The organism is Ruegeria sp. CDSC081 (genome assembly GCF_059610485.1).
Map to the genome: position 1 here is coordinate 131,048 of NZ_JBXWNS010000004.1, position 24,045 is coordinate 155,092.

Sequence of the window (24,045 nt, forward strand, 5' to 3'; positions counted from 1 at the left end):
TTGGATACCGGGTGCGACGAGGGCTCAGCATTGAATGACAAGGTAAGACAAGCCGCACGCCTGAGCGTCGCCCCTATGATGGATTGGACGGACAGGCATTGTCGCTATCTGCATCGGTTGCTGAGCACCGAGGCGCTGCTGTACACTGAAATGGTCACAGCGCCTGCGTTAGTTCGGGGTGGCGCGCTGCATTTGCTGGACCACAACCCGCAGGAGCATCCCGTGGCCCTGCAACTGGGCGGGTCGGACCCTCAGGAATTGGCACAAGCGGCCCGGTTGGGGGCGGATGCTGGTTATGATGAGATCAATCTGAATTGTGGCTGCCCGTCTGATCGAGTACAATCTGGCACTTTTGGTGCGGTGCTGATGAAATCCCCTGACCGCGTTGCGGATTGTGTTGCCGCAATGCGCGAAGCCGTGGACGTAGATGTCACGGTCAAATGCCGCATTGGAGTCGACGACCAACAGCCCGAAGACATTTTGCCTGAGTTTCTGAGCCAGATCAGGCAAGCGGGATGCACACGGGTCACGATCCACGCGCGCAAAGCCTGGCTGCAAGGGCTCAGCCCCAAAGAAAACCGGGATATTCCACCCCTGGATTATGATCTCGTGCATCGGATGAAGGCGGAATTCCCGGATATGCACATCTCGATAAATGGTGGCATTGCTGATCTGGAACAGGCGCGCGGGCATCTGGACGCAGGGTTGGATGGTGTCATGATCGGGCGGGCTGCGTATCATCAGCCGTCAGATGTTCTGTCCACAGCGGATCCTGTGATTTTTGGGGTCGGTCAGGCCGCCGACCCGTTTGCTGTTGTCCGGAAAATGGTGCCTTATATCGAATGCCATCTTGCTGGCGGGGGGCGCTTGCACCAGATTACGCGACATATGCTGGGCCTGTTCGCAGGGCGGCCGGGTGCGCGGGCTTGGCGGCGGACCCTGTCTGAAGGTGCAGTGCATGACGGGGCGGGCCCCGAGGTTATGTTGCAGGCACTGGATCATGTCGCGCCTCTGACCGAGGCCTGAATGGTGGCAATACGGCAAAAGGTCGGTTGGGGGGAATGATGCCCGAAGTAATGTTGCTTGCTCAGATGCTGGTTCTTCTGCTGGTGATCGGAGCGCTGGCGGGCGTTTTGGCGGGTCTGTTGGGTGTCGGCGGAGGCATCGTGCTGGTCCCTGCTTTTTTCTATGCGTTTCAGACCCTTGGGTATGGCGGTCCGCAGTTGATGCAGCTGTGCCTCGCCACCTCACTGGCAACGATTATCGTAACCTCACTGCGGTCGGTTCTGGCACATAACAAAAAGGGTGCCGTTGATTGGGATATCCTGCGCAGTTGGGGTCCGGGCATCGCCATCGGTGCGGTGTTGGGCGTGATGGTGGCATCCGCTCTTCGGACCGAGGCATTGCAAGCCCTGTTCGGTGTATTGGGTATGGTGATTGGCGCCTATCTTGGTCTGGGTAAATCCGAATGGCGGCTTGGAGACGCCATGCCCAAGGGCCTGAAACGCGCGCTCCTGTCGCCCTCGGTCGGCTTCCTATCCGTTCTGATGGGTATCGGCGGCGGCAGCTTTGGCGTGCCGTTAATGAGCTTGTTCAACACGCCAATTCACCGGGCTGTGGCCACGGCAGCCGGGTTTGGCGTGATCATCGCTGTGCCCTCGGTCATGGGGTTCCTGTTTCTCGAAATTGCCCCTGAACACCGCCCGCCCTTTACCATCGGCGCCGTCAACTTGATTGCCTTTGGGATTGTGGTCGCCATGACCATGATCACTGCGCCTTGGGGCGTTAAGTTGGCCCATGCGATGGATCCAAAGCCGCTCAAGCGGATATTCGCGGTCTTCCTGACTCTGGTCGCCCTGAATATGTTGCGCAAGGCGTTGGGTTTTTGAGTTCTTTCGAGGAAAAGGGTTGGGTGAAATTTCCCCACGACCGGGCTATTCTGGACTGGGTATCTTATGCGCTGCCCGCAGCACGCGCTGCTGCGGCGGATCCGGAATTCGCGCATTGGCTGGACTGTGAAGGGACTTGGTTCATTGGGGTCGACGCGCTGAACAACGACACCGAGGGCAGGGTCCAGGGTTCCCCGGTTCTGACCGGGGCCGTCATGGATTTCATAGTGTCGCGTTATGGGTCGTTGCCATTGCACAAAGCCCAGGTCTCGGTCATTTACCCCGGCTACCCGTTGCCCCGACGCGGAGAGGGCGAGGCTGCTGCCCGGTATCGAGCAAAGCGGGATGCGGCCCATGTGGATGGTTTACGCCCGTCCGGCCCGGACAGGCGCCGCAGGGTCGAGGAACCGCATGCGTGGATACTGGGCATTCCATTGAACGATGCCAGCGAGAATGCGTCCCCGATGGTTCTTTGGGAAGGTAGCCACAAGATCATGCAGGCTGCATTTGCGGATGCACTTGAAGACAAGCGCCCGGACACTCTGGATCAGGTGGATATAACAGATGTTTATCAGGCTGCCCGTCGTGAGGTCTTTGATACTTGCCGTCGCATCGTACTGCCCGCACGTCCGGGCGAGACCTATCTACTGCACCGCCACTGCCTGCACGGGGTAGCGCCATGGGGCAGCGGGGCTGAGGCTGGGTCGGATGGCCGGATGATCGCCTATTTTAGGCCTGAATGCGCTGGCGGTGTGGCCGAATGGTTCAAATCCTCCTAACGTTCTGTCATTATACAGATTTGGAGGATTTTTTGATGATTGCTGTCCACAAAAACTCTGACGGAGCATTGATTGAAATCGAGCTTTCCGGCGAAGTGACAGGTACGGACTATTCCACAACATTGATCCCGGCGATTGAGGCCGCACTGGCCGAACACGATACGGTGCGGTTGTTGGCGATCGTGCAGCCAGAGTTCAAAGGGTACGATCTGAATGCGGTTTGGTCGGATACAAAATTGGGCCTCAGCCACTGGCGCGGCTTTGACCGAATTGGAGTGGTGGCGGATCAGGGTTGGGTTCAGACCAGTATCCGGCTTGCGGCTCCGCTTTTCCCTTGCCCTGTGCAGGTATTCGATCACGCGAATATTGAAGAAGCGCGCCGATGGTTGCGCGAATCTCTGGGCTCTATTCACGTTATGGATCTGGGCGGCCCCTGCGTGCAGGTCAGCCTGATGGGAAAACTCGACCCTGACGAATTCAAAAAGGCCGAAACCGATCTGGACTACATTTTGCGGGAGAAACAGGGGTTTCGCCTGCTGATTGATCTGTCCAAGTTTGACGGATGGCAAGGCCTTACGGCGCTTGCCTCGCATTTTCGGCTGGCCCGGGGGCATATTGGTAATCTGGATCGGGCAGCGGTTGTTGGCGACAAAGCCTGGCAACATCTGGCCCAACGGGTGGCCAGCCACATCCTTGGCACACGCACTCAGTTCTTTCCCGCCGAGGAAATTCAGAACGCCAAAACATGGCTTGCGTCTGGGTAGAAACGCAGCGGCTTGAGCCTGCTGTGACATTTACGTCAGGGCACAGAAATATCAGCGAGGATTTTTCTTGATCGATTGGTCAAAAAAGACGTACACAGATCGAACTCCTCTGCCGAGCCACTGCAGAGGATCGATTGTTGAAACGCGCCGCTGTGGGTTGCCACTCACTCGCCAACTGTCAACGAACTTGACCCCCTCGTGGTTCAGACCAGCCCGCAGCGGTGCAGATTCAGCAATCACATCCTTTTGTGGAAATCTCAGGCCTTGTTGAGCCGCGCCGCCCGGCCGCCGCGCCGTTTGGCAAGCAGCGGTTTGCGAGACGGTAGGTCTGCCATGATATCGGCGCGCTCAGAGCTGTCCATTTTCGACCAGCGAGAGATTTCGTCGATCGTGCGGTAGCAACCGGTACAAATACGCTCGGTCGGGTGCACAACGCAGATCTGGATGCACGGGCTTTCGACCTCGTTCCTTTTCCAAACCATGTTCGACATCAGCGTTTTCCGATCCTTAAAGAAAGCGCATTCTGTCCAGCGCGCCTTGCAGAATATAGCCTGCCGCGACGTGGTCGATAACCTGTCCGCGACGCTTTCGTGTCGTATCCGCCTCAAGCAGTGCCTTTTCTGCCGCAACCGTGCTGAGCCGTTCGTCCCAGAACCCGATCGGAACTTCGGTCAAACGGGACAGGTTTCGGGCAAAGGCACGGGTGGACTGGCAGCGCGGCCCTTCGCTGCCATCCATGTTTTTCGGCAGACCCAGTAGGATGCCCCCGATCTCACGGTCGGCTATGATTTCCAGCAGACGGGCAGAATCCAGAGTGAATTTCTTGCGCCTTACGGTCTCCAGCGGGCTAGCAACACCGCGCATCCGGTCCGAGACTGCAACCCCGATAGTCTTTTCTCCCAGATCGAGACCGATCAACGCGCTCATAGGCGCAAGCGAGCCTGCAAATTCCTCAAAAATGTCATGGATCATTGGGTCACCCCAGCCTGAGCTGCTGCTGCACCAAGGATATCCAGTGCGTTGTCATTGTCCAAGAATACGGATTGGGCTTCGGCGTAGATCGCGGTGGCCCGGTCGATGTCGCCAATCACCCCAAGGGCACCGATCAGCCGGGCCCATTCTTCGGGGGAACCGCCTTCGGTTGCAAGCCTGTCTGACAGTTGCTCGACCATGCCAAGGATCATCTCTTGGCGCTCTTGTGCGGTCAGAGATGCAGCGGCCTCGATGTCATCCTCACCGGGGCCTGGGTTCCCTGCGGGTATAGGGGCGGCATTGAACACACCCGCACGAAAGGCCAGATCGTCCATCTGTGCGCGAATGGCCGTTGCCCAGGGTGCATTTGTCGGCGCGCTTCCAAGTGCATCCACCCAGATCCTGTAACCGATATCAGGTCGTCCGACCTGTACCATCATCTGTCCCAGGTAATACAAAGCCGGACCATGGCGTGGATCACGCTGCAATGACTGTTTCAATGCGTCTTCAGCTTCGGGCGAGATATATCCGTTGGTAGCAAGGATCATCATCTCGGCAAGATGCGAATAGGCATCTGCGGGTGCCGTATTCCCGGACAGTTCGATCACACGTTGCTGCGCTTTGTAGGCGGCATGGAAGTTACCTGCGTTCGCCTCGTGCTGGGCAAGAAGGATATGTCCTTGTAGGTCATCAGGACGACCGGAAACGGTTTCGCGTAGTTGCCCGAGAAGAGAGGCATAGCTTTCGTCAAGCTGTGGCAGTGGTGCGGGTGGCGTGGCGGCCTCTGCCTCGGCCTGACTGGGGCGCTCCGTGCGCAGGGCATCGGCCATTTCTAGCCGCAATGACAGGGGCTGATCGGGGAGCCCGGCTGCACCAAGCTTCAGATACATCCAGGATCCTCCGCCAACTAGGATGGCCGCGACAAATACGGATGCCACAACCGAGATCCATTTGGACGGCCCTTGCGGTTCAGACAAAGATTGCATCTGCGCATCAGCCGCAAGAATGCGGCGTGAAATTTCCGTGCGAACTCGCTCGGCATCTGCGTCAGCGATGACACCACGGGCCAGGTCTCGATCTACGCTGGCCAACTGTTCACGATAGACCTGCAAGTCATACGCAGTGGATGGTTCGCGCGTATCTCGCCTACGCAGTATCGAAATCCCAAGAAAAGCCGCTATCAGGACGGCGGTGGCTATGATGAGGGCCCAGAAGGTCATGATAACTCCAAGATGGCTGTCCTGACTTAGACCTGTGGCGGGGCGGAAAAAAGGGACAAATGGCCGCGAGGGGGCTTCATGTCGCAATAATAAGGGCGATGTCGCAATAGTGCGATATTATGGCGTTGCACGGCAGGGGCCAAAGGCGGTTACACGGCATACCTGCGCCAATCACCGAACCGGATGGATTCGCTTATGAAACACTATTCAGCCTTTGCTGTGGCGCGCGAAGCGCTGCGCTATCATACCGGATGGGAACGCGCCTGGCGTTCGCCCGAGCCCAAGAAACGCTATGACGCCATCATTGTGGGGGCGGGTGGCCATGGTCTGGCAACCGCCTATTACCTGGGTAAGAACTATGGCATCCAGAATGTCGCTGTGATCGAAAAAGGCTGGTTGGGCGGTGGTAATACCGGTCGGAACACAACCATCATCCGCTCGAACTATCTGCAGGATCCGTCTGCCGCGATCTATGAAAAGGCGCGCAGCCTTTATGAGGATCTGAGCCAGGACCTGAATTATAACGTCATGTTCAGCCCGCGCGGCGTGATGATGCTGGCGCAGACCCAGCATGAAATCCGCGGCTATCAGCGCACGGCTCATGCGAATGCGCTGCAGGGTGTAAAGACTGAATGGATCACACCTGAACGGGTCAAGGAACTGGTGCCAATCATCAATCTCGAAGGCCCGCGCTATCCGGTTCTGGGTGCGCTGTGGCAGGAACGCGGTGGCACCGCCCGTCACGATGCGGTGGCTTGGGGCTATGCGCGCGCTTGTTCCGCTATGGGCATGGATATCATCCAGCAATGCGAAGTGACCGGGGTTCGGTCACAGGATGGTCGTGTTGTCGGTGTTGACACCACCAAAGGTGCGATCGACTGTGACAAGCTGGGCATCGTGGTTGCGGGCCATTCCGGTCAACTGGCCGAAATGGCGGGCTTCCGTCTGCCGCTTGAGGCGATTGCTCTTCAGGCGCTGGTGTCTGAGCCGATCAAACCCTGCATGGACGTGGTCGTGATGGCCAACACGGTGCATGGCTACATGTCGCAATCCGACAAGGGAGAGATGGTGATCGGTGGCGGCACCGACGGGTTCAACAACTACACCCAACGCGGCAGCTTCCACCATATCGAAGAAACTGTGCGCGCGTTGGTCGAGACCTTCCCGATGATCTCACGTCTGAAAATGCTGCGGCAATGGGGCGGGATCGTGGATATGACCGGCGACCGCTCGCCCATCCTGTCAAAAACACCCCTGGGGAACTGTTTCATCAACGGTGGCTGGGGCACCGGTGGCTTCAAGGCCATTCCGGGGTCCGGCTGGGGCATGGCACAGCTGATGGCCACGGGTCATTCACCGCTGACCGAGGCGTTCTCGTTGGATCGTTTCAAAGAAGGCCGCTTCATCGACGAAAGCGTCGCGGCCGGGGTGGCGCACTGATGGAGATTTTTCGGCGAAAAATCTCGCGCACCCGTTACTTAGATTTCGCATGCAGCATGGTCTCGCCTGCTGCCGAGAGGATGAACATATGCTGATCCTGAATTGCCCCTATTGCGGTGTCGATGCCGAAGAAACCGAACTGGCCGCCGGTGGCGAGGCGCATCTGAAGCGTTTCGGTCCGGGCTCATCAGATGGTGATTTCCACGATTACCTGTTCATGCGTGAAAACCCTAAAGGCGTTCATTTCGAACGCTGGCGCCATGCGAATGGATGCGGCAAGTGGTTCCACGCGGCGCGCTGCACGCAAACGCTCGAAGTTTTCGGCACCTACTCTGCCCAGGTGTTTGAGCCGCCCAAAGAAATTCGCGAGGCGATCACCGCCAAGCGCCCTGGCTGGACGTGGAGAGAATACAAATGATCCGCGCCACCACCCGTAATTCCGCCTGCGAAAGGTCCGCATCATGAGCACCCGTCTCGCAAATCAAGGCCGGCTGATTGACCGGTCGAAACAGGTCACATTCTCCTTCAACGGCACTTCGATGCAGGGCTACGAAGGCGACACGCTTGCCTCGGCCTTGCTGGCTAATGATCAGATGATGATGGGCCGTTCGTTCAAGTATCACCGCCCGCGTGGTGTTGTCGCCAGTGGTGCGGAAGAACCCAACGCTCTGGTCGGTCTGGGGCAGGGCAATCGGTTCGAGCCGAACCAGCGCGCCACCACGACCGAGCTGTTCAACGGTCTGACCTCGATTTCTCAGAACCACTGGCCGAACCTGGAATTTGATATCGGTGCGATCAATACGCACCTGTCGCGGTTCCTGCCGGCTGGCTTCTATTACAAGATGTTCATTCATCCCAAGCCGTTCTGGAAACATGTCTACGAGCCGTTCATCCGCCAATCTGCCGGTCTGGGCAAAGCCCCCGACAAGGACAGCCGTGATGCGGATACCTATGAGCATTTCTACAACTTCGTCGATGTATTGGTGATCGGTGGCGGTGTGGCCGGTTTGCAGGCTGCCAAAGTGGCCGCTCAGTCCGGTGCAAAGGTCATGTTGATTGAGCAGACCGCGCATTGGGGTGGCCGTGCCCCAGTTGATGGCGGCACAATCAATGATGAGCCTGTGGATAAGTTCGTGGAACAAATTGTTTCCGAACTTGAAACAATGGACAACGTCATCTTGCGCAATCGCTGCATGGGTGCAGGGGTCTATGACCATGGCTATGTGCTGGGCTATGAACGCCTGACAGACCACAAGCCTGGTGCACAGGGCCCGCGCCATCGTCTGTGGCGTATTCGGGCGAAACAGGTCGTGACTGCTACCGGAGCGATTGAGCGTCCGTTGTCCTTTGCGGGCAATGATGTGCCAGGTGTCATGCTGGCCTCGGCCATGCGGGACTATGTCGTGAACTGGGGTGTGACACCCGGTGAAAAGGTGATTGTGGCCACCAATAATGACGACGCCTACCGGACTGCGATCACCCTGAAACAGGCCGGTGTGGATATCTTGCGTGTGGTTGACGCAAGGGCTACCTCGGGCCCTCTGGCTGAAGAGGCGCGCCAACTGGGTATCCGCGTCGATGTGGGCAAGGCTATTGCCAAAGTCAAAGGCGGCAAACGCGTCAAGAAAGTTGCCATCTGCAATCAGGACGGCATCGGTGGCGCCCGTGAAGAGGTGGAATGCGATGCGGTTGCGATGTCGGGCGGTTGGTCTCCGGTCGTGCATATGTGGTCGCATTGCGGCGGCAAGCTGATCTGGGACGATGCCAATGCGCATTTCCGGCCGGATCCTGCACGACCCCCGCTTGGGGCCGATGGCGAAGGGTTCGTCGTGGCCGCCGGGGCATCGAATGGCCCGATGGCGCTGGGCGATGTGCTGGCCGATGCCGATGCAGCCGGTAAGGCCGCAGCCAAAGCGGCTGGATTCAAAACCAAACGCACCAAAGCGCCTGTCGGGGAAACTACGTCCGAGGCACCTATGGCTGCGGTCTGGTTGATGCCTGCGAACGCGGATATTCAACTGCGGATGAAGTCCTGGCTGGACTTCCAAAACGACGTCAAAGTTTCGGACGTGCAACTTGCCGCGCGTGAGGGGTATGAGAGCGTTGAACATACCAAGCGTTACACCACTCTGGGCATGGCAACGGATCAGGGTAAACTGAGTAACATCAACGGATTGGCGATCCTAGCCGATGCGTTGGACTCCGAAATCCCGAAGGTTGGAACAACAACGTTCCGCCCGCCTTACACTCCAATTTCAATGGCATCTATCGGCGGTGAGGCACGTGGTGAGGTGTTCCAGCCAATCCGCCAGACTCCGATGCATAACTGGCACGACAAGAACGGCGCCGATTGGGAGCCGGTCGGCCACTGGCGCCGGACTTATGCCTATGTTCGTCCGGGTGAATCCGTGCATGACGCCGTGAACCGTGAGGTGAAAAACACCCGCGAGAACCTCGGTCTGCTGGATGCCTCGACCCTGGGCAAGCTGATCGTAAAAGGGCCGGACGCAGGCAAGTTCCTGGACATGATGTACACCAACATGATGTCTACGCTGAAGATCGGCAAATGCCGCTATGGCCTGATGTGTTCCGAAAATGGCTTTCTGATCGATGACGGTGTTGTTGCCAGGATCGACGAAGACACATGGTTGTGCCACACCACCACCGGCGGGGCCGAACGTATCCACGGTCACATGGAAGAATGGCTGCAAACCGAATGGTGGGACTGGAAAGTCTATGTTGCCAACGTGACCGAGCAATATGCGCAGGTCGCCGTTGTTGGCCCCAACGCCCGCAAGGTGCTTGAAAAGCTCGGCGGCATGGATGTGTCGAAAGAGGCGCTGCACTTCATGGAGTGGCGCGATGGCAAGATCGGCGACTTTGATTGCCGGGCTTATCGCATCTCGTTCTCGGGTGAGCTGTCGTACGAGATCGCCGTCCCTGCATCACAAGGGCAGGCCTTCTGGAATGCGCTGATGGATGCAGGCAAGGAATTCGGCGTGATGCCCTATGGCACTGAATGTCTGCACATCCTGCGGGCCGAGAAGGGCTTTATCATGATCGGCGACGAAACCGATGGAACCGTGATCCCGCAGGATCTGGGGCTGCATTGGGCGCTGTCGAAAAAGAAAGAGGATTACCTTGGCAAACGCGCCCATTCGCGCAGCCACATGGCCGATCCAGAGCGCTGGAAACTGGTGGGTCTTGAGACTGTGGATGGTTCTGTCATCCCGGATGGGGCTTACGCAGTGGGCGAGGGTGTCAACGCCAACGGTCAGCGCAACATGATCGGTCGTGTGACCTCAACCTATTATTCGGCCAATCTGGGCAAAGGCATCGCCATGGGCTTGATCAAGCATGGTCCTGACCGCATGGGCGAGATTGTCGAGTTCCCCGGCACCGATGGCAAATCCTACAAAGCAAAGATCGTGGATCCGATCTTCTTCGACAAGGACGGGGAGAAGCAGAATGTCTGAACCCATCAGCGCACTGAACCACGCCAGCTATGAGGGCATCGCCAAGGTTGAAGAATGCGGCCTGCAGGGCATGATCACCCTGCGCGGCGACCTGTCCGACAAGGTTCTGGCCAGGGCCGTCAAAGACGCCACCGGCCAGAAAGTACCCGGCCAGCGCGAGGCATTTGTCGACGGAGACAGCGGTGTTTGCTGGATGTCCACCGACGAATTGCTTGTGCTTGTCCAATATGCCGAGGTCGAGGCCAAACTGGCCGCGATGACCAACGCGCTGAGCGGTGTGCATGCCCTGGCGGTCAACGTCTCGGATGCCCGCGCGGTGTTCAGCATCTCGGGCGCGAACGCTCGCGAAGTTCTGGGCAAACTGGCTCCGGTAGATCTGTCGGCTGACGCCTTCCAACCCGGCCAAATCCGCCGTTCGCGCTTGGCGCAGGTTGCCGGTGCGTTCTGGATGGATGACGCCGAAACTCTCCGCGTCGTCTGCTTCCGGTCAACCGCAGACTACGTGTTCAAACTGCTTAAAGTTGCGGCGCAGCCCGGCAGCGGCGTCGGGATTTACTGAACCGAAGTGAACTAAAAAGCCCCGGTCACACCGGGGCTTTCTTTACCTGGTGAATACGCTGCAGACTCCGGATCCATATGGCTTGTTGGCAGCGCTTATATGAGCAAAACTGGCGCGAACTTTGACAGTGTTTTTTGCTGAATTAAGATTTGCCTGATATTTCATGCGCAGATTTTGTCCTTCGCTTGACCGGAGGGTGACGTTCCAAAGCAAGCGATATTCGCCAATTTTTTTCACTTTAAGTTGGGCGCTGGTCCAATCGTGATGGCCGCTGACAACTTTGGCCTCACGCGTGTCAGTATCTACTTGAAAAAAATATTCGGGCGCGATCCAGCCGTGGCCGTCCGGCTTCGTGATTTCACATTTGTATTCGACAGTACCAGCTAAAACTGAATGCGCGGAAACGATCATCGCAGCAATCGCCGAAAGCGAAGCTTTCATTTTTGTTATCCTTCATACTAATCCGTGGGCGCACTTCTACGAGCTCACACTTGGGTTGCAAGTGGGGAAACACCTACTTCGACAGGGCTAATGGCCGCATTACTACCCAGTAAATAAAACCGTATGGTATCGTGTCATTTCCGTTGGGCTGAGCGCTTTCTGAACATCCAGCGGGCGTCCGGTTTCGTCAGTAATTTTAGAATAAAAGGAGAGGCTGTTCAGCAGGTCGTATGTCCGCTGATGTCTGTCCTCTTCAGCCAAAAGCGGTGAGTGGAGTGAGAGGTACAGAGTGGGTCGCGTCCGTTTCAACCAGGGCAGGATCGTCGGCAGTACAAAAAACTCAGCCCCCTCAATATCCATTTTGACCAGAGATACACCCGATAGGTCATTTACGGCCTCGAACTGATCCCACTCGATGGTCAATGCATCTATCCCATGCACCCCGTCATGCAACAGTGAACTGGTGGAATCCCCGGGTTCACCGCGAATGGATGCCATACGGGCCACGCCGAATTGATCCGACAATGCGACGCCAAATGCCGAAACATTGCGAATGTCGTTCAGGTCCAGATTCCACGCCAGATGCCGAAACGCGGTAGGGTCCGGTTCGAAACACCATACGTGGCGGGCTTTGCGGGCACCGTACAGCACCGTTGGGCCGATCCATGCCCCGATGTCCAGATAGTCGCTGTCCGGCGTTAGATATCTATCCAGCACGGCAAAAGTCTCGGGCTCCCAGGCGCCGGCCGAGGCCTTGCGCCAGAACTTCGAGTGGTAGGGATCCAGCCGGAAAGGCTCGCCATTCAGGCTGCCCGCATAGTATCCGCGGGCGCGGTAAAACATCTTGCGCGCCTGAGTTAGCATCGCGGACCTCCGGGTTTTATGATCTCTGCCCTTGACCTGCGGCACTTGCCAAAGCATTTAACCTTTGGAAACCGCAACATTCATTTTCAACAGGGGGCCGAGATGGCTTTTGAACTTCCTGATCTTCCTTATGCACACGACGCGCTGGCAGCCAAGGGCATGTCCGCCGAAACATTGGAATTTCACCACGACCTGCACCACAAGGCCTATGTCGACAACGGCAACAAGCTGATCGCCGGTACCGAGTGGGACGGCAAGTCGCTGGAAGAGATCATCACCGGCACCTACGACGCAAATGCCGTCGCGCAAAACGGCATCTTCAACAACATCAGTCAGCTTTGGAACCACAACCAGTTCTGGGAGATGATGGGCCCCGGCGACAACGCCATGCCTGGCGAGCTGGAAAAGGCGCTGGTCGAATGCTTTGGCTCGGTTGACGAGTTCAAGTCGCAGTTCAGCGCAGCTGGTGCCGGTCAGTTCGGCTCGGGCTGGGCGTGGCTGGTCAAGAATGCGGACGGTTCGTTGGCAGTGACCAAGACCGAAAACGGCGTGAACCCGCTGTGCTTTGGTCAGACTGCTCTGTTGGGTTGCGACGTGTGGGAGCATTCCTATTACATCGACTTCCGCAACAAGCGTCCGGTGTACCTGTCGAACTTCCTCGACAATCTGGTGAACTGGGAAAACGTCGCTTCGCGGATGTGATCCAGTGACCCGTAGAGGGTTCATAAAGGGCCTGCTGGCAGTGATGCTGGCAGGCCTTTTTGCTGCCACGTATGGTTTTTTCATCGAACCCGCGCTGCGCCTGCGTGTTCGTAAGTGGCGGATCCGGCGCGCGGACTGGACCGCACCGCCGCTGCGGATCGCGGTGCTGGCTGATCTGCATGTGGGTGAGCCCTATGTGGGGTTGAAAAGAGTCCAGCAGATCGTTCGGCGCACAAACGCTCTATCACCTGACCTTATCCTGCTGTTGGGTGACTATGCCGCCGGGCACAGGATAAATATACAACCGGTTAAAATTGCCGATCTGGCGCCGGTGTTGTCCGGGTTGCAGGCAAAGCACGGTGTCTATGCGGTTCTGGGAAATCACGATTGGTGGGATGACCGGTCAGCCCAAAAGCGCAGGGGCGGGCCGAATCTGTACGGAGATGCGCTGAGGCGGAATGGTATCCGGGTGCTTTCAAACGAGGCCTTCAAACTGGATGGTGCCGGGATTTGGCTTGCAGGCCTCGAAGATCAGTTGGCGATTCATACGGGCAATGGTCGATACCAAGGGCTGGATGACCTGCCTGCGACGCTTGGGCAGATCACGGATGATGCCCCGGTGGTGATGATGGCGCATGAACCGGATATCTTCCCCAAAGTTCCTGATCGCGTGGCCCTGACCCTGTCAGGTCATACTCATGGAGGGCAGGTACGGCTGCTTGGCTGGTCGCCGGTGGTGCCCTCGAAATTCGGCAATCGCTATGCCTATGGGCATGTGCGCGAAGGCAATCGTGATCTGGTGGTGTCCGGGGGCATCGGATGTTCGATCCTGCCCGTCCGTTTTGGCGTAACGCCCGAGATTACGGTCATCGAACTGTCCTTCTGACCGGTGAAAACCCGCCTATAGCGGCAGTTTCGGTACCCGGCCGGATTGTAAGATGGCGCGCAGTGCCTACCTTAAAGGGAGCGGAGGAGAGAGCCGCCAATCACTTGCAAAAAACACAGGCGGCGCGGCGAAAAACAAAGCTGCACAAACGGTTAGCCGTGCCTGAAACCCGAGGGATGGTCTCAGAAAAACCAAATCAGGAGATCACAATGGTCGCATTAACGCAGGGAACATGGATTGTCATCGCCGACGGGGAAAAGGCGCTGTTCATGGAGAATATCACGGATGCCGAAGACCCCAATCTGGTGGTTGTCTCGGTCGAAGAAAGCGATGTCCCAAACGCTAGGCCCTCTGATCGGGCGGGGCGGCGCTCGGACAATGGCCCAAATCAGAAATCAGCGGTCGAAGAACCCAAGTGGAAATCTCAGGCCAAGTCTTTGTTCGTGCAGGATGTGGCTAACCTGTTGAATCGCAAAGGTTTGAAGGGGGCATATAAACGCCTGGTTTTGGTCGCCAGCCCCCATGTTTTGGGCCTTCTGCGTCGCCGCCTGCACAGCGAAGTCTTAAGGAAAGTGGTTGCCGAGGTTGATAAGACCCTGACCAACCACCCGCTGAACAAAGTGGAACAGGTTCTGATCAGCCGTCTAAAACCGGCCAGTTGAGTATCCGGCGATCTGCGGACGGACCATACTGCCCGACTAGCCCTTATGCGGGACCAGCATCGCCCTCAGGGTCGACATCGCCGTTTCCGGGCTGTCGACCCACGTTATGAAATCGGCCAGAGATGTGTCCGCAAATCCCTGGCCGATGACCTGCTGCACAAGATCATGCAGGGCATCCCAATATCCATCAACATTCATGACCAGAATGGGCTTGTCGTGCAGACCCAACTGTCGCCATGTCAGGGCTTCGAACAATTCGTCCAGTGAACCCGGACCACCCGGCAGGACGACCACGGCATCGGCGTTCATGATCATGACCTTTTTCCGCTCGTGCATCGTTTCGGTAATCACGAAACGCGTCAGGTCGGTCTTGCCGACCTCGCGCTTTAACAGGTGAACGGGAATTACGCCGAATGTGTCGCCTCCGGCGGATTGCGCCGCACGCGCAACTTCGCCCATCAGGCCCACATCGCCAGCACCATAGACCAGTCGCCAGTCCTCCTGCGCCAGAAGCTGGCCAAAGGACCGGGCGGCGTCGGAATAGCTGGTTTGGGCGCCATTGCGTGACCCGCAATACACACAGACGGATTTCTGAGACATCGGGAGGGTTCTCCGGGGTTGTATCTGGGGTTTTGACCCGTGATAGCGGTATTGATAGATTGGCTCAACCGTCAGGCAGAATGCGTTGTAGATAAGGCATTTGCGCTGCGGAGTGAAAGGAAGAGTATGGATTCCAATTCGGGAAGCGAGAGCCCCAGATCTTTCACCTGGGGGGTGATCGCCGGTTTGCTGGTTCTGTTGGGCGTCGGCGGCGCATATTTTTCCGGCGCGTTTAACGGCACGCCTCTCGACCCAACAGCGCAGGAAGATGTGGTTGAGGATGCCTCCGAGAGCACCTCTGTTGCCTCTGACACCGAGGAAACCGCGCAGGCCGATGCTGCGACTGATACGGATATGGCAGCAGCCGAGGCGCCGACCGAAGAGGCTGACGAGACCGCTGAACCGGCTGAAAATGTTGCCGAAGTTACGCCTCCGGCCCTGGATCAGATCTTCGTGGAGCCTGACGGGAATGCTGTTCTGTCCGGAAATGCAGAACCCGGCGCCAAGGTGCGGGTATTGCTGGACGGTGAGGCAGTTCACAGCTTTACCGTTGATGACAGCGGGCAGTTTGCCGAATTCGTGTCGATCCCGTTTTCCACGGCCGCACGCGGTCTGACACTGGAAACCGATGGGGTCGATCAACCGGTCCGCTCTGATGACTATCTGATTGCGGCTTTGCCTGAACCCGAACCAGAGGTCGCATCGGTTGATACGGCGGAAACCACCCTAGCCGACGAATCCGCAGGCGGCGATGAAACCGAGGCGGGGCAGGTCGCTCAAACCGGCGACACATCTTCTGAAGAAACGGCAGATTCCACGCAAGGACAACAGGTTGCGATCCTGCGATCGGGGGAAGACGGGGTCGAGCTTGTCCAACCTGCGACGCCTCAGAGCACCGAACCTGATCAGGTCGCGTTGGATACGATCGGGTATTCAGACACGGGTGAGGTCGAGCTGACCGGCCGCGTGGCTGATGGTTCCGCGGTACGCGTGTACCTGGACAACCAACTGGTCGCTGATATGCAGCCCACGGATGATGGAAAATGGCGCGGCGAGATCGAAGGCATTGATCCCGGTGTGTATACGTTGCGTGTGGATGAGGTTGCCTCGGACGGCACGGTTAAAAGCCGTCTGGAAACCCCGTTCAAGCGTGAGCCTCTAGAAGTTCTGAGCGTGGCCGAAGTGGACGATGGGCCAGCACCCTCTCAGGAAACACCGGCCATCCGTTCGGTTACAGTACAAAAGGGTGATACGCTTTGGGCTATCTCTCGGGAACGATTTGGCGATGGTGTCTTGTATGTCAAACTGTTCGAAGCCAACCGAGGCGCGATCCGCGACCCGGATCTGATCTATCCGGGGCAGGTATTCACCATTCCGGAATAATCCTGTACCTCTGACCTTCCGGGGTCAGGGGCACTCTCTGACCGCAGTTCCGGTACGTGAAGAGACGAGTAGCCCCGATGAATTCCGACAATATCCCAAAATTGGACGCGCGCAGCTCTGGCTGGCGTACAATCCGGAAAGTTGCGCCTTATCTCTGGCCCGAGGATGAACCCTGGGTTAAGCGCCGCGTTCTGATTGCAATGGGCATGTTGGTTCTGGCCAAGTTGATCGCGGTCTACACCCCGATTTTGTACAAAGGCGCGGTTGATAGCCTGGCGGGCGAGGGCGTTCCCCCCGTTGCGCTGGGTGCTGTTGGGTTGACGGTGGCATATGGTGTCGCGCGCATGATGACTGTTGGTTTGCAGCAGTTGCGGGATGCGGCCTTTGCTCCTGTCGGGCAGCGGGCATTGCGCGCACTGGCATTGGAAACTTTCCAGCATATCCACCAGTTGTCGATGCGCTATCACGTGACGCGGCGCACGGGCGGTCTGAGCCGTATTATCGAGCGCGGCGTAAAAGGGGTCGAGTTCCTCTTGCGTTTCCTGCTGTTTTCCATCGGGCCTTTGATCCTTGAACTGCTGCTTGTTGCGATCATTCTGATGTGGCTGTTTGATGTCTGGTATCTGGTGGTCGTCGCGGCAACGATCGCGCTGTATATCTGGTTCACATTTGCGGTGACCGAGTGGCGCGTGAAACTGCGCCGCGAGATGAATGATCAGGATACCGAGGCGAACCAGCGCGCCATCGACAGCCTGCTGAATTTTGAAACCGTCAAGTATTTCAATGCCGAAACGCGTGAAGCTGAACGGTATGATGTGTCAATGAAAGCCTATGCGGGGGCGGCTCTCAAGACGGCGTATTCTCTGGCGTTTCTAAATTTCGGGCAGTCCTTTCTGATCACCTGCGGATTGATCGGTGTAATGGTCTTGGCAGCCATTGGGGTGCAGGCCGGGACGCTGACCGTGGGCGATTTCGTTATGGTCAACGCCTATATGATCCAGATTACCGTACCGCTGAATTTTTTGGGTACGGTGTATCGGGAAATCCGCCAATCTCTGGTCGATATGGGCCAGATGTTTGACCTGTTGGAACAACCCGCCGAAGTGGTCGACAAGACCGATGCACCGGATCTGGATGTAACAGGGGGTGAGGTTACCTTGCATGATGTACAATTCGGATATGATGCTGAGCGGGAAATTCTCAAAGGTGTTTCCCTAACCATTCCTGCGGGCCAAACCGTAGCGATTGTGGGTGCGACGGGGTCGGGTAAATCCACCATCGGTCGGTTGCTGTTCCGGTTCTACGATGTCACCGGGGGTGCGCTGAAAATTGATGGGCAGGATGTGCGCGACGTCACGCAGACCAGCCTGCACGCGGCAATCGGAGTGGTGCCGCAGGATACCGTGCTGTTTAACGATACCATTCGCTATAACATTGCCTATGGACGCGACGGGGCCACGCAGGAAGATGTCGAAGCCGCCGCCCGGGCTGCCCAGATCCACGATTTCATAGTTACGTTGCCCGAAGGCTATGACACCACAGTCGGTGAGCGCGGGCTAAAGCTGTCGGGTGGGGAAAAGCAGCGGGTCGGTATTGCCAGAACGCTGCTGAAAAACCCGCCGATCCTTTTGCTGGACGAGGCGACATCGGCGCTGGACACAGATACCGAACAAGACATCAAGGATGCTTTGGCCCATGCGGGCGAGGGGCGTACGGTTCTGACGATTGCCCATCGCCTGAGCACAATCGCCGAGGCAGACAGTATTGTAGTGCTAGAGCGTGGCAAAATCCTGGAGCAAGGCACGCATGATGAGTTGCTGAAACGTGAGGGGCGTTATGCCCAGCTTTGGAATCGCCAGCAATCGGATATGCAGGCGGCCTGATAGGCGGCCCAAACTATGTTACACTACAGATCACTCATCTGAGGTTTTGTTATGCATAAATATTTCCGCAAGTTCATTGTGCCAGCCATAGCGGCAGTTGCCACACTTACACCGGTCTATGCGCTTGGAGACCCCATCATCGGAATTTGGAAGACCGAGCCGGACCGGAAGAACCTCGTCTCTGACATCAAAATTACAGCCTGCGGTGACAAGTTCTGTGGTCAGATTTTATCTGCATATGACGCCAGCGGAAAAGCAGTACAGACGCCGAATATCGGAAAGAAACTGTTCTGGGATGTCGGCAGCCAAGGCGGTGGTAAATATGGCGGGGGTGAATTCTGGGTACCGTTAGTGGATGTTGATGCAGTTCCGCAAATGACGCTGAAGGGTGACACTCTGATGGTCAAAGGGTGTGAACATCACATTTGTGCGCATCAAACCTGGACGCGCGAGTAAAACAGGGCTGGATTGCCCAACCCTGTTGCTCTTTATTCGGCTGCTTTCAGCGGTGAACCGGTCGGTTCTTTCCCGGAACTGTCAGCGCTCGGATCGTCGGTACGCAGCTCATCATCCCAGACCATTTCGGTTGCCTGAGCATTCATCGCGGCTTTACCGATGGCCATATCCAGCGCCACCTGGCTGGATTTTCCCGCTGTGGCGCGAGCCAAAATCTTACCCAACCAGATGGCATAGGTTGTCACCCAGACCCGCATAGCCAAAAGCGAAGGCGTCACGATCAGCGTCAGTACCGTCGCGATACCAAGGCCAAAGACAACTGCGGTTGCCAGCTGTTTCCACCACAGCGCTGTGGGGCTGTTGATCGAATACCCGCCGTTGATAAAGTCCAGCGACAGCCCGAACATCATCGGGGTAAGGCCAGCCATCGTGGTGAGTGTGGTCAACAGAACCGGACGAATGCGTGCCTCGGCAGTGCGTATGATCGCCTCGATCCTTGGCATGTACTGGCTATATTCCTGATAGGTGTCGATCAGAACAATGTTGTTGTTCACCACGATCCCAGCCAGAGCCACAATACCCGTTCCTGTCATGATGATCGAGAAGGGCTGTTGCATCACCATCATACCGATCAGAACACCTGTTGTGGACAGTACCACGGCCAGCAGAACCAGGATCGAATTGTAGAACGAGTTGAACTGCGCGAGCAGAATAACGAACATCAGCCCCAACGCGCCCATAAAGGCATTCACAAGAAACGCCCCGGATTCGGCCTGATCCTCCTGATCACCTGTCCATGTCCAGCTGACGGAACTGCCAAAAGGATCGGTTTCCAGCCATTCAGTCAACACAACAATCCGTTCGTTCGGGTTAATCAGACTGGTGCGCGCGTCACCGGATTCGATCAGTGTGCGCAAAGCATCGGTGCTTTCTGCCTCGGTCAGCATGATCAGTTCGAACTGAGTGCCATCGGGAAATGCCAATGCGCTAGCTGTGGGGCTTTCATCCTCTGCGAGTTCGCGCACCACTGCCAATCTTTGATCGGCGCCATCCGGTCCTGTGACCACAACATTGCTCAGGCCGGGCTCAACATCCGCCTTCACGTCAAAATAACGTTCCTGATCGACACGGTTGATTTCGGCCAGTTTGGCGACTGGTTTGCGCGAGACAAAGTTGGACAGTGGCACCAAACCATCGACCGTGCGGACCTTGAGCGTGTCAAGCGTTGACAAGACACGATCCTGATCAGGCAGGCGAACACGGATTTCGATTTCATCATCCACGTTGTCCGGGCGCATTTCGCCCAGCAAAAGGCCACGCGTAACAAGCTGTACCATCGCACCGACGGTGGCTACGTCTGCGCCAAACCGGCCTGCTTTGGCGACATCAACGTCAATCTGCCAATCGATACCGGGCAGGGGCAGCGTGTCCTCGATCTTAATAAGGCCCGGGGTGGCGTCGAATGCCTCACGTGCGGCCAAAGTGGCTGATGTCAGCTCTTGCCAGCCATCGGCCTTGATCCGCAGATGGACAGGTTTGGAAGAGCCTGGCCCTTGCTCAAGCGGCAAGGTCTCAACGATGATCCCCGGTAGCTGCGCAAGCTCCCGGTTCAACTCTTCCAGAACATAGTCGCCGTCATAGTCTGGCGCCACTGTGTGCCGGTCCAACAATCCTCCGAAAATCGGTTCCGAGACGTTCGGTCTGTCTTCCCAAGGGATGATCTCGAACTGAACCTGACCAACGGTATCAGCCGGGGATTGGCCACCGGGTCCACCGGTGTCCAAACCACCTTCACCAGCGAATGCAAAGACGTTGATAACAGCCGGGTGCGCACTGATAATCTCTTCTGCGGCGAGTACCATCTGGTCCTTTTCGGCCAAAGAGATATTGCCGCGCGCACGGACATAGGCCGTGGCCTGCTCTGGTTCGCTTTCAACGAAGAATTCAACTCCGCGGTTGTTTTCCCCAAATGCCGTCATGACCAAATACACGGCGAAGCCAATCACAAGGATTGACACAAGCGGCATGACCGGGTTGCCCACAAGGAACTTCACCACATGCCCAAAGCGTGTGTGTTCGCGGCTGGTCTGCACATGCTCAACCGGGGCGCGTTCGATTTTTGCCGCGCTAAGGGTGACCGACCCGGCAAACGCACCTAGCATGAACAGGATCATTCCAAGAACCGAACTACCTGAATCGACCAGGTAGTCCGGGTTCAGTGTCTGCATCGCCCCCAGGAAGATCAGGTATAACGACGGGGGAACCATCGCTGCCCGAACCCACCAGGCTGTTCGCGCCCTCAGCCAGTTCGACGACCGGTCAAACACGCGGCTGAGGCGGCCTGAAACGCCGCCCATCACGGGCAGGTAGATCAATGCAACGATCAACGACGCCGACAAAACGAATATCAGCGTAACTGGCAGCATCCCCATGAATTCGCCCGGAACGCCGGGCCAAAAGAGCATAGGCAAAAAGGCGCATAATGTCGTAGCTGTCGAGGATACGATCGGCCAGAACATCCGTTGTGCGGCTTCGACATAGGCATGCATGGGACCCACGCCCTCGTTGATCCGCTTGTCGGCATATTCAACCACCACGATGGCCCCGTCGACCAGCATTCCGACCGCAAGAATCAAACCGAACATGACGATGTTCGAAATGCTGACCCCCATCACCGCAAGGAATGCAAAGCACAGCAGGAATGAGGTTGGAATCGCAAAACCCACCAGCAGGGCGGCACGGGTCCCAAGCGAGGCCAGAATGACAATCATAACCAGCGCAATAGCGGTAAGAACCGAACCCTCAAGCTGGCTGACCATCGACCCTACGATCCGGCTCTGGTCGTTCGAGGTGCCCAGTTTGATCGCAGCCTGCATCTCGGCTGGCCATTTGGATTGGGCCGCTGCGATAGAGGCTTTGACCTCGTCGACCGTGTCGATCAGGTTATAGCCTTTGCGTTTGACGACCTGCAGTGCCACGGTGGCCTCGCCGTTGAAGCGGGCGGTGCCTTCGCGATCTTCGAAAGTATAGTTGATTTGCGCCAGCTCGCCCATGGTCACGACGCGGTCGCCATTGACCTTGACGGGTAGGTCATACACGTCCTGGGCAGTCTTGAAAGACGAAGGGATCTTGACCGAGAAGGTGCCTTGATCGGTTTCTACCTCACCAGCGGCGATCAGCTGGTTGTTGTTCTGAACAACATTGATCAGCTCGGCGGCGGTAACGTTATACGCTTCCAGCCGCAGCGGGTCGATGATCACCTCTAGCAATTCGTCTCGATTGCCAGCTATCCCTGCCTCAAGCACGGAATCCAATGCTTCCAGATCATCCTGCAAATCTTTGGCGACACGGGCCATTGTTCTTTCAGGAACAGCCCCGGTCAGATTGACAATCACAATCGGGAATTCAGAAAAGTTGATCTCGGTCAGGGTATATTGCTCAGCCCCTTCAGGAAAATCGGCCTGGGCGCTGTTCATGGCGTCGCGGACATCGGCCATGATCGCCGTCTTGTCCCATCCAAAATCGAATTCCAGCGCGACACCGGCATAGCCTTCGGCAGCCGTCGACGTCATTTCTTTGAGACCGTCCAGATCAGCCAGCTCGGTTTCCATCGGCTTGACCAGCAGGTTTTCCGAGTCTTCAGCGGAAATGCCGGGGAACTGAACCGAGACGAAAAGCGCAGGGATTTCGATATCCGGCTCACCTTCTTTCGGCAGGCCAACATAGGCGTATCCACCTACGATCAAGGAAATCGCGATAAATGCCAGAACCATTCGGGCTCGGCCAGCGGCCCAGCTTACTATTCCGGTCATTGCACTGCATCCCGATAAGTTGGTTCAACCATCACGCCGCGAGTCACGAATTCTTGCCCGACAATGATGATGTCCGCCGTTTCCGGCAACCCGTCGACCCAGACACCTTCGGAAGTGTCGCGCAACAAAGTGACCGGCAGGAAATCCACAATGTTCCCATTTCCAACGGTCCGTACACCAACTTTTCCATCGTTATTCAGCGTCAGTGCGGACTGAGGCAACAGATGTGCCTTGGTCCCTTCAGCCGAGATTCGGATGTCTGCAGTCTGACCGTCCCGAATTGTCAGGTCGGGGTTAGGAACGGTAATCTCGACCTCAAAGGTCCGGGTGGTCTCATCGGCCGACCGGCTAAGGAAGGTGACCCGCCCAGAGACCTGAAGCCCCGAGATCAGCTGGGCCGAAGCCTCGGACCCTACGATGATCCGGTTTACATCTGCCTCGGGAACAAACCCGACCAACTTGATTGGATCCAACTGGATCACAGTCGCACACAGCGACCCTGGTTGCATAAGGCTTCCAAGCTCAGCTGTGTCACTTTCTAACAGACCCTTGAATGGAGCTTCGATCGTCTGGCGTTCGATTTCACGTTCGGCGGCCTCGACTTCGGCTGATGCCGCTTCGATACCGGCACGTGTTGCTTCCAGCCCGGCTTCGGCGCTTTTGATACCAGCCTGGGCTGTACTCATTTCTGCCTCGCTGGAAATCCTGCGGGTTTCCGACCCAAAACCGGTCTCTGATAGCTTTCGTGCGGCTTTCAAGTTGATTTCGGCTTCGGCCACGCGCGCATGTGCTTCCAGCAGACGCGCTTCGGCTTCGGGCACCCGGCTTTTGGCTTCAAGCTTGGCGGCTGCTGCTTCGGCCAGGCTTGCCGGACGGGTGCCTGGATCCAGCTCACATAACAAATCACCGGCTTCGACAAAACTGCCCTTGCGCTTGGGTTCTGATACGACAGTTGACGTCGTTTCGGCCAGAACTTCGACCTCGCGGTTTGCTCTGGTTTGTCCACGCAGAGTCACTGCACTGTCTACTTCGCGGGCGACAGAGCGCTGTGCAACTACACGGATTACGTGCCGATCCTCTGCGGGAATTTCAGAAGATTCTGCCTCGGACGTAGTGCCCGAATTTGAATCATCGCGGCCGGCGAATGCTAATAATGCATCCCTTTCGAATACCAAATAGAATAAGGCAACAATCACCAAAAAGGCGTTTACGAATGAAATCAAACGCATACAGGGTCTCTCCCAGAATTCTTTGCCG

General features: G+C 57.0%; 22 protein-coding genes. 14 read left to right on the forward strand and 8 right to left on the reverse strand.

Features of this window, described 5'->3' with window-relative positions:
- Positions 1–30: 30 nt before the first annotated feature.
- The 4 genes from dusA to AC2FH9_RS08390 are packed head-to-tail and all read left to right on the forward strand — an operon-like array spanning position 31 to position 3,432.
- A complete protein-coding gene (gene dusA, locus AC2FH9_RS08375; RefSeq protein ID WP_496749502.1) occupies positions 31–1,026 on the forward strand; it encodes a tRNA dihydrouridine(20/20a) synthase DusA in 996 nt (331 codons plus the stop codon).
- A gap of 38 nt (positions 1,027–1,064) precedes the next feature.
- Positions 1,065–1,889, forward strand: coding sequence for a sulfite exporter TauE/SafE family protein (locus AC2FH9_RS08380; RefSeq protein ID WP_281971883.1), 825 nt, complete (start codon positions 1,065–1,067; stop codon positions 1,887–1,889).
- 23 nt (positions 1,890–1,912) lie between these two features.
- Positions 1,913–2,668 (forward strand): hypothetical protein, encoded by a 756-nt coding sequence (locus AC2FH9_RS08385; RefSeq protein ID WP_496871228.1) that lies wholly within the window; start codon positions 1,913–1,915, stop codon positions 2,666–2,668.
- 35 nt (positions 2,669–2,703) lie between these two features.
- Positions 2,704–3,432 carry a SpoIIAA family protein gene (locus tag AC2FH9_RS08390; protein ID WP_496701371.1) on the forward strand — a complete coding sequence of 243 codons (729 nt, stop codon included), beginning with the start codon at positions 2,704–2,706 and terminating at the stop codon, positions 3,430–3,432.
- A gap of 257 nt (positions 3,433–3,689) precedes the next feature.
- On the opposite strand, the gene AC2FH9_RS08395 is transcribed toward AC2FH9_RS08390, so the two are convergent.
- The 3 genes from AC2FH9_RS08395 to ccmI are packed head-to-tail and all read right to left on the reverse strand — an operon-like array spanning position 3,690 to position 5,624.
- Positions 3,690–3,923 (reverse strand): DUF1289 domain-containing protein, encoded by a 234-nt coding sequence (locus AC2FH9_RS08395; RefSeq protein ID WP_496871229.1) that lies wholly within the window; start codon positions 3,921–3,923, stop codon positions 3,690–3,692.
- A gap of 16 nt (positions 3,924–3,939) precedes the next feature.
- A complete protein-coding gene (gene ruvX / locus AC2FH9_RS08400) occupies positions 3,940–4,404 on the reverse strand; it encodes a Holliday junction resolvase RuvX (RefSeq protein WP_271947775.1) in 465 nt (154 codons plus the stop codon).
- Positions 4,401–5,624, reverse strand: coding sequence for a c-type cytochrome biogenesis protein CcmI (gene ccmI / locus AC2FH9_RS08405; protein WP_496871230.1), 1,224 nt, complete (start codon positions 5,622–5,624; stop codon positions 4,401–4,403). The genes ruvX and ccmI overlap by 4 nt, the downstream gene beginning before the upstream one ends.
- 195 nt (positions 5,625–5,819) lie before the next feature.
- Between ccmI and AC2FH9_RS08410 the strand changes: the two genes are divergently transcribed.
- From AC2FH9_RS08410 to AC2FH9_RS08425, 4 genes are all read left to right on the forward strand, one after another.
- Entirely contained in the window at positions 5,820–7,064 is a 1,245-nt protein-coding gene (locus AC2FH9_RS08410) for a sarcosine oxidase subunit beta family protein (protein WP_271947765.1), read from the forward strand.
- Positions 7,065–7,152: 88 nt separating this feature from the next.
- Positions 7,153–7,482, forward strand: a complete 330-nt coding sequence (locus AC2FH9_RS08415) for a sarcosine oxidase subunit delta (protein ID WP_142633040.1) — start codon at positions 7,153–7,155, stop codon at positions 7,480–7,482.
- Positions 7,483–7,525: 43 nt separating this feature from the next.
- Positions 7,526–10,540: a sarcosine oxidase subunit alpha family protein gene (locus AC2FH9_RS08420; protein WP_496871231.1), complete on the forward strand. Its 3,015-nt coding sequence runs from the start codon at positions 7,526–7,528 to the stop codon at positions 10,538–10,540.
- A complete protein-coding gene (locus tag AC2FH9_RS08425) occupies positions 10,533–11,099 on the forward strand; it encodes a sarcosine oxidase subunit gamma (protein ID WP_496871232.1) in 567 nt (188 codons plus the stop codon). Before AC2FH9_RS08420 ends, AC2FH9_RS08425 begins: the two co-directional genes overlap by 8 nt.
- 42 nt (positions 11,100–11,141) lie before the next feature.
- On the opposite strand, the gene AC2FH9_RS08430 is transcribed toward AC2FH9_RS08425, so the two are convergent.
- Together AC2FH9_RS08430 and AC2FH9_RS08435 are read right to left on the reverse strand one after the other, a co-directional pair.
- Positions 11,142–11,540, reverse strand: coding sequence for a hypothetical protein (locus AC2FH9_RS08430; RefSeq protein ID WP_496871233.1), 399 nt, complete (start codon positions 11,538–11,540; stop codon positions 11,142–11,144).
- Between the two features lie 102 nt (positions 11,541–11,642).
- Positions 11,643–12,404 carry an FkbM family methyltransferase gene (locus AC2FH9_RS08435; RefSeq protein ID WP_496871234.1) on the reverse strand — a complete coding sequence of 254 codons (762 nt, stop codon included), beginning with the start codon at positions 12,402–12,404 and terminating at the stop codon, positions 11,643–11,645.
- A 102-nt stretch (positions 12,405–12,506) separates the two neighbouring features.
- Here AC2FH9_RS08435 and AC2FH9_RS08440 point away from each other — a divergent pair, with 102 nt between their 5' ends.
- The 3 genes from AC2FH9_RS08440 to AC2FH9_RS08450 all read left to right on the forward strand — a co-directional run bounded on the left by AC2FH9_RS08440 (position 12,507) and on the right by AC2FH9_RS08450 (position 14,654).
- The gene (locus tag AC2FH9_RS08440) at positions 12,507–13,106 is read left to right on the forward strand and encodes a superoxide dismutase (RefSeq protein WP_142633050.1); all 600 of its coding nucleotides are present in this window, start codon (positions 12,507–12,509) and stop codon (positions 13,104–13,106) included.
- Between the two features lie 4 nt (positions 13,107–13,110).
- Positions 13,111–13,992 carry a metallophosphoesterase gene (locus tag AC2FH9_RS08445; RefSeq protein WP_496871235.1) on the forward strand — a complete coding sequence of 294 codons (882 nt, stop codon included), beginning with the start codon at positions 13,111–13,113 and terminating at the stop codon, positions 13,990–13,992.
- 209 nt (positions 13,993–14,201) lie between these two features.
- Positions 14,202–14,654 carry a host attachment family protein gene (locus AC2FH9_RS08450; protein WP_142633052.1) on the forward strand — a complete coding sequence of 151 codons (453 nt, stop codon included), beginning with the start codon at positions 14,202–14,204 and terminating at the stop codon, positions 14,652–14,654.
- A 36-nt stretch (positions 14,655–14,690) separates the two neighbouring features.
- Here the strand turns inward: AC2FH9_RS08450 and AC2FH9_RS08455 are convergent, their stop codons facing one another.
- On the reverse strand, positions 14,691–15,254 hold the full coding sequence (locus AC2FH9_RS08455) for an LOG family protein (protein WP_281994432.1): 564 nt from the start codon (positions 15,252–15,254) through the stop codon (positions 14,691–14,693).
- 126 nt (positions 15,255–15,380) lie between these two features.
- On the opposite strand from AC2FH9_RS08455, the gene AC2FH9_RS08460 reads away from it, so the two are divergent.
- The 3 genes from AC2FH9_RS08460 to AC2FH9_RS08470 all read left to right on the forward strand — a co-directional run bounded on the left by AC2FH9_RS08460 (position 15,381) and on the right by AC2FH9_RS08470 (position 18,976).
- Positions 15,381–16,637: a LysM peptidoglycan-binding domain-containing protein gene (locus tag AC2FH9_RS08460; protein WP_496871236.1), complete on the forward strand. Its 1,257-nt coding sequence runs from the start codon at positions 15,381–15,383 to the stop codon at positions 16,635–16,637.
- Positions 16,638–16,714: 77 nt separating this feature from the next.
- On the forward strand, positions 16,715–18,520 hold the full coding sequence (locus AC2FH9_RS08465; RefSeq protein ID WP_142633058.1) for an ABCB family ABC transporter ATP-binding protein/permease: 1,806 nt from the start codon (positions 16,715–16,717) through the stop codon (positions 18,518–18,520).
- Between the two features lie 51 nt (positions 18,521–18,571).
- Positions 18,572–18,976: a DUF2147 domain-containing protein gene (locus AC2FH9_RS08470; RefSeq protein ID WP_496692368.1), complete on the forward strand. Its 405-nt coding sequence runs from the start codon at positions 18,572–18,574 to the stop codon at positions 18,974–18,976.
- Positions 18,977–19,008: 32 nt separating this feature from the next.
- Here AC2FH9_RS08470 and AC2FH9_RS08475 read toward each other — a convergent pair whose 3' ends face one another.
- Both AC2FH9_RS08475 and AC2FH9_RS08480 read right to left on the reverse strand, forming a co-directional pair.
- Positions 19,009–22,788 (reverse strand): efflux RND transporter permease subunit, encoded by a 3,780-nt coding sequence (locus tag AC2FH9_RS08475; RefSeq protein WP_496871237.1) that lies wholly within the window; start codon positions 22,786–22,788, stop codon positions 19,009–19,011.
- Complete coding sequence (locus AC2FH9_RS08480) at positions 22,785–24,017, reverse strand: efflux RND transporter periplasmic adaptor subunit (protein WP_496871238.1); 1,233 nt, start codon at positions 24,015–24,017, stop codon at positions 22,785–22,787. Before AC2FH9_RS08480 ends, AC2FH9_RS08475 begins: the two co-directional genes overlap by 4 nt.
- Positions 24,018–24,045: the final 28 nt, after the last annotated feature.

What these genes read in the sequence shown, in the direction of transcription:
- AC2FH9_RS08450 (WP_142633052.1), top strand. Translation starts at nt 14,202, where the DNA reads ATGGTCGCATTAACGCAGGGAACATGGATTGTCATCGCCGACGGGGAA.
- AC2FH9_RS08430 (WP_496871233.1), bottom strand. Translation starts at nt 11,540, where the DNA reads ATGAAAGCTTCGCTTTCGGCGATTGCTGCGATGATCGTTTCCGCGCAT.
- AC2FH9_RS08425 (WP_496871232.1), top strand. Translation starts at nt 10,533, where the DNA reads ATGTCTGAACCCATCAGCGCACTGAACCACGCCAGCTATGAGGGCATC.
- AC2FH9_RS08455 (WP_281994432.1), bottom strand. Translation starts at nt 15,254, where the DNA reads ATGTCTCAGAAATCCGTCTGTGTGTATTGCGGGTCACGCAATGGCGCC.
- AC2FH9_RS08420 (WP_496871231.1), top strand. Translation starts at nt 7,526, where the DNA reads ATGAGCACCCGTCTCGCAAATCAAGGCCGGCTGATTGACCGGTCGAAA.
- ccmI (WP_496871230.1), bottom strand. Translation starts at nt 5,624, where the DNA reads ATGACCTTCTGGGCCCTCATCATAGCCACCGCCGTCCTGATAGCGGCT.
- AC2FH9_RS08415 (WP_142633040.1), top strand. Translation starts at nt 7,153, where the DNA reads ATGCTGATCCTGAATTGCCCCTATTGCGGTGTCGATGCCGAAGAAACC.
- AC2FH9_RS08470 (WP_496692368.1), top strand. Translation starts at nt 18,572, where the DNA reads ATGCATAAATATTTCCGCAAGTTCATTGTGCCAGCCATAGCGGCAGTT.
- AC2FH9_RS08390 (WP_496701371.1), top strand. Translation starts at nt 2,704, where the DNA reads ATGATTGCTGTCCACAAAAACTCTGACGGAGCATTGATTGAAATCGAG.
- AC2FH9_RS08410 (WP_271947765.1), top strand. Translation starts at nt 5,820, where the DNA reads ATGAAACACTATTCAGCCTTTGCTGTGGCGCGCGAAGCGCTGCGCTAT.
- AC2FH9_RS08395 (WP_496871229.1), bottom strand. Translation starts at nt 3,923, where the DNA reads ATGTCGAACATGGTTTGGAAAAGGAACGAGGTCGAAAGCCCGTGCATC.
- AC2FH9_RS08460 (WP_496871236.1), top strand. Translation starts at nt 15,381, where the DNA reads ATGGATTCCAATTCGGGAAGCGAGAGCCCCAGATCTTTCACCTGGGGG.
- AC2FH9_RS08475 (WP_496871237.1), bottom strand. Translation starts at nt 22,788, where the DNA reads ATGACCGGAATAGTAAGCTGGGCCGCTGGCCGAGCCCGAATGGTTCTG.
- AC2FH9_RS08435 (WP_496871234.1), bottom strand. Translation starts at nt 12,404, where the DNA reads ATGCTAACTCAGGCGCGCAAGATGTTTTACCGCGCCCGCGGATACTAT.
- AC2FH9_RS08440 (WP_142633050.1), top strand. Translation starts at nt 12,507, where the DNA reads ATGGCTTTTGAACTTCCTGATCTTCCTTATGCACACGACGCGCTGGCA.
- AC2FH9_RS08465 (WP_142633058.1), top strand. Translation starts at nt 16,715, where the DNA reads ATGAATTCCGACAATATCCCAAAATTGGACGCGCGCAGCTCTGGCTGG.
- AC2FH9_RS08480 (WP_496871238.1), bottom strand. Translation starts at nt 24,017, where the DNA reads ATGCGTTTGATTTCATTCGTAAACGCCTTTTTGGTGATTGTTGCCTTA.
- AC2FH9_RS08380 (WP_281971883.1), top strand. Translation starts at nt 1,065, where the DNA reads ATGCCCGAAGTAATGTTGCTTGCTCAGATGCTGGTTCTTCTGCTGGTG.
- ruvX (WP_271947775.1), bottom strand. Translation starts at nt 4,404, where the DNA reads ATGATCCATGACATTTTTGAGGAATTTGCAGGCTCGCTTGCGCCTATG.